Source organism: Nostoc sp. (assembly GCF_036917555.1).
Lineage (GTDB): Bacteria > Cyanobacteriota > Cyanobacteriia > Cyanobacteriales > Nostocaceae > Nostoc.
On record NZ_JBALDD010000084.1, the window covers coordinates 1 to 3,639 of the forward strand.

A 3,639-nucleotide genomic window follows, 5' to 3' on the forward strand; every position below is an offset into this window, starting at 1 on the left:
ATCAGTTGAGTAGGGAGCCGGCATAACTATGAGTATTTTTGCTGCCTCTTTAGTTTCCTAAATTTGTGGTCTATTCAATTGAAAAACGCTGTAAAGTGGATGTTTGAGTGGTTTATCCGAAACACTACATTTGATTTTCTATCTCTTCAGATGTACGGAGTTTTTTCAGAAATCAAATATTAGTCCTATAGCATATACCTTGTTCAGGAAATTCTGGGTTGTTCCAGATTTCAGGCATCTGAATATTCTCATCTGCGGGTAAGATTGTAGAACTTTTTGTTGTTAGTGAGATACTTACGTTTAATGTGAATTAAATGTTAGAACCCCTATAATTTCGTTGATAATTCTAAAAGCATAATTTTTGGCAATTCTCAAAACCTTACAGGATAAGAGACGTTTTTAATTCACATTAGGCATTACTTATAATTCCAGAGACGTTACGCTTGATGTAAGGAAATAAACTTAGTTAAGATCCCGAAATGTCCTCACCACAAATCCAATCCTACGGTTGCAACAACTCTCTAGACCAGCCTTTATCCACTCTGCCGTCGTCAAAAATTAAACTGCTGTATGACGGTCAATGTCCCTTGTGTCTGCGTGAGGTTAACTTTTTGAAGAAGCGGGACGCGGGTCGAGGGCTGGTGGCGTTTGTAGATATTGCAGCTGATGACTACAACCCCCAAGCAGATGGCGGTGTTGACTATGAAACTGCAATGGGACGTATTCATGCTGTGTTGCCAGACGGAACGCTAGTTAAAAATGTTGAGGTTTTCCGTCGCATTTATGAAATTTTGGGGATGGGTTGGGTCTATGCTCCAACTTCCTTACCAGTTATCGGTACTATTGCCGACTTCCTATATGGGATTTGGGCAGATTGGCGACTTTTCCTAACGCAACGACCAGATTTAGCGACTATTGTACGAGAGCGTTCTTCTCGACTTGCTTGCAAGACCCAAAGCCGTTGTCGCTTAATGGATGGAGATGACTAAGCCCAGTTTCACAATAAACGATGTCTTACTAAAACTGAAGTCACAGGTGAACAGGTGTGGCGCATCATTGAAGCGCTGCTGGTAGAATTGGTAGTGATGATGCAGGAGTAGGGGAATGTCGGGGCGATTACTCTACTCCTACTGGAGCATTAGCTACAGGCATAAGCTTACATTTCCAAAAAGCCATTTTGCCTTAAATTATTTGTTTGTGTTAGTCATTCACACAACTTGAGTTCTAGAAATTTATCATCCTCTCTATTCAGCCAAACTATTGCGACATCGCCCCAATAGTGACTTTCCTCTCGTGCAGGATTTATGATCTGGATAAATCCGATGGGACGACCTTCGATTTGAGTAATCAATTGCTCCCTCCAATCAGGATTACGATCTAGTTCCACCTCTCAGCCCTAGTCAAAACAATTCAAAATTCTTGCATTATTAATTCAAAATTGCAATCAGCGTAAGGATTGAAACCCTTACAGGTGATTGTAGACCACTGATTCCAAAAATCAGTGGGGCTTTGACACGTTCGCCTTGGTCTCCTCTCTTGAGAAGGATTAATCAATTCAAAATTTTTACTTATTCTTAATTTTGCATTTTGAATTCAAAAAATGGTCATCGTTAGGGTCTGAAGCAATCACATGAGGTTGATCGTCCCAATGTCGCAATAGATCCAAATCAGCAAAGGTAGCATGGCGTAAGTTTATTTTCGTTGCACTCGCTTCAGACATATCGTCACTGATTCGCCGAACTTAATACCAGTCCCCTCGCAGGATAATGGATTATGGAACCCGTTCGCGTTTGCGAACGTGAACACCAATTATGAAAGCACCGTTCGCAGTAGTTTCATAGAAGGGCTTTCAGAGCCTTAATCCAAAGTCTAGCTCAAAATATATTTGATACGGTGAGTCCTCTGAATGTAGACGGGTTGACCACGTTCTCTTAACTGGCTTTCCCTTTGGGCTGGGCATTTTATTTTCTAGAAGTGCCATAAGTGATCGCTTAGGGGTCTCCAGAAAATAAAATGTTCCGTTCTCGCGTTGCGCCCTCAGGCGCAACGCCCACCAGTCCTTGGGTAAACCCAAAATATATTTGATAGAGCGGGACATTTTATTATTTGGAAAGGCCTTATCAAAGAAAAAATCAGCCTTTGAGCGAACCGAAACAATAGCTATCTCTTTCATTCAACCCTTGGATTACTTCTTTAGCCTTTTAGGTTTTGATTGACATCAGATGTAGAATTTTAGTCGATTCCAGGGGAGTAGTAGTAAGCTGAAATTAGAAACAGACTACTGAATTAGGGATTATCTCTAACCACAACTGATTCAGCACACTCAATTGAAATTGTGACTCGTGAAGGAGCAAGAACAGTGGAAGCTTTACTACAAAAAACTTGTGTTCCCTGTAGTGGTGATTCGCCGCCAGTAACTGAGACGGAAATTGCTGAACTTCAGCCTCAGATACCTAATTGGAAAATGATTGAGGAGAATGGTGAGTCACATCTACAGCGTGTTTACAACTTTCCTGATTTTCAGACAGCACTAGCTTTTACTCAACAAGTAGGTGAAGAGGCTGACAAACAAGGACATCACCCCGCTTTACTAACCGAATGGGGCAAGGTAACAGTTACTTGGTGGACACACGCGATTCAAGGATTGCATCGCAACGATTTCATTATGGCAGCTAAGACCGATGATATCGCTACTGGGTTTACTAAGTAGAGCGGTGGGACTTCAAACTGGCGAAAAAGCTTGGAACAGTTCTAGTATTTTTGCCTTGAGTGCTGAAATTGCCTCTTCTAAAGTCTTACTTGGTTCCGTATCTGCTAGATGGGCATCACCGGCATAAGACCTACCCTTTGAACAGCTAACAGCTTAAGACTGGCAACAACTACGGGAGTATCAGCCTGTAGCGGCGTAAAGCTTGCGCCTGACAAAAAGTTAAAGAGGGAGTTTCTTCATTCCTTTCCCTTTTTCCCTAAAACAACCTAAGTTTGATCTAAGAAAAAGTCTGAAAACTAGACATAGTAAGCGATTAAGCAACACACGCTCATTTCACTAGATGTCAATAAGTCTAGATAAATGAGAATATATGTGTTGATGCATATTTAGGCACTCAAAGCAGGAAAATGAATTTGTGATGAATTCATTCTGGTGATGGCAACTTGGAATAATAAAGACACAGTTAAAATCAGTGTGCCAAAATTAATCGCCACACAAGTAATGGAACTAGCTCATAGACTTGATTATGGCGAAATGATTGAATTAGACACATAATCAAAAATTCTAAATAATGATTGTGTGATTCAATTGAATTTTCCTAAATCTGAAAATATCGCAAAATCAGAATTAGAGAATCATGAAATAATCATACATTCTAATCAAGAGAGTCGAGAATTAAAATATGATTTTGTTACAAAACCCATACCGAGTTATAGTCAAGCAATTGAAATAGCTAAAAAAATTCTCAAACATAAAAAATCAAATAGGAGTCCTATAGTTTGAACATTGAGCCTAGACATAGGGCTCAATCTTTGAATAGCTTCAGAAATGAGGTTATATCATGTTCGCATAATCGCTTATGATAAAAGTCAAGAGTGCATCTATGAACTATGCCGAAACGGATCAATATAGCGACACATTTAAATATT

Annotated in this window: 4 protein-coding genes; 3 read left to right on the top strand and 1 reads right to left on the bottom strand. The window is 39.9% G+C overall.

The window, feature by feature from the left end:
• Positions 1 to 479 precede the first annotated feature (479 nt).
• On the top strand, positions 480 to 989 hold the full coding sequence (locus tag V7K60_RS32440; protein ID WP_334931977.1) for a thiol-disulfide oxidoreductase DCC family protein: 510 nt from the start codon (positions 480 to 482) through the stop codon (positions 987 to 989).
• Between the two features lie 215 nt (positions 990 to 1,204).
• Here the strand turns inward: V7K60_RS32440 and V7K60_RS32445 are convergent, their stop codons facing one another.
• A complete protein-coding gene (locus tag V7K60_RS32445) occupies positions 1,205 to 1,387 on the bottom strand; it encodes a hypothetical protein (RefSeq protein ID WP_334931979.1) in 183 nt (60 codons plus the stop codon).
• 972 nt (positions 1,388 to 2,359) lie between these two features.
• Here V7K60_RS32445 and V7K60_RS32450 point away from each other — a divergent pair.
• Together V7K60_RS32450 and V7K60_RS32455 are read left to right on the top strand one after the other, a co-directional pair.
• On the top strand, positions 2,360 to 2,710 hold the full coding sequence (locus V7K60_RS32450) for a 4a-hydroxytetrahydrobiopterin dehydratase (protein ID WP_334931981.1): 351 nt from the start codon (positions 2,360 to 2,362) through the stop codon (positions 2,708 to 2,710).
• A gap of 4 nt (positions 2,711 to 2,714) precedes the next feature.
• Positions 2,715 to 2,837, top strand: coding sequence for a hypothetical protein (locus V7K60_RS32455; RefSeq protein WP_334931983.1), 123 nt, complete (start codon positions 2,715 to 2,717; stop codon positions 2,835 to 2,837).
• The last annotated feature ends 802 nt before the right edge of the window (positions 2,838 to 3,639 follow it).

What these genes read in the sequence shown, in the direction of transcription:
- V7K60_RS32440 (WP_334931977.1), top strand. Translation starts at nt 480, where the DNA reads ATGTCCTCACCACAAATCCAATCCTACGGTTGCAACAACTCTCTAGAC.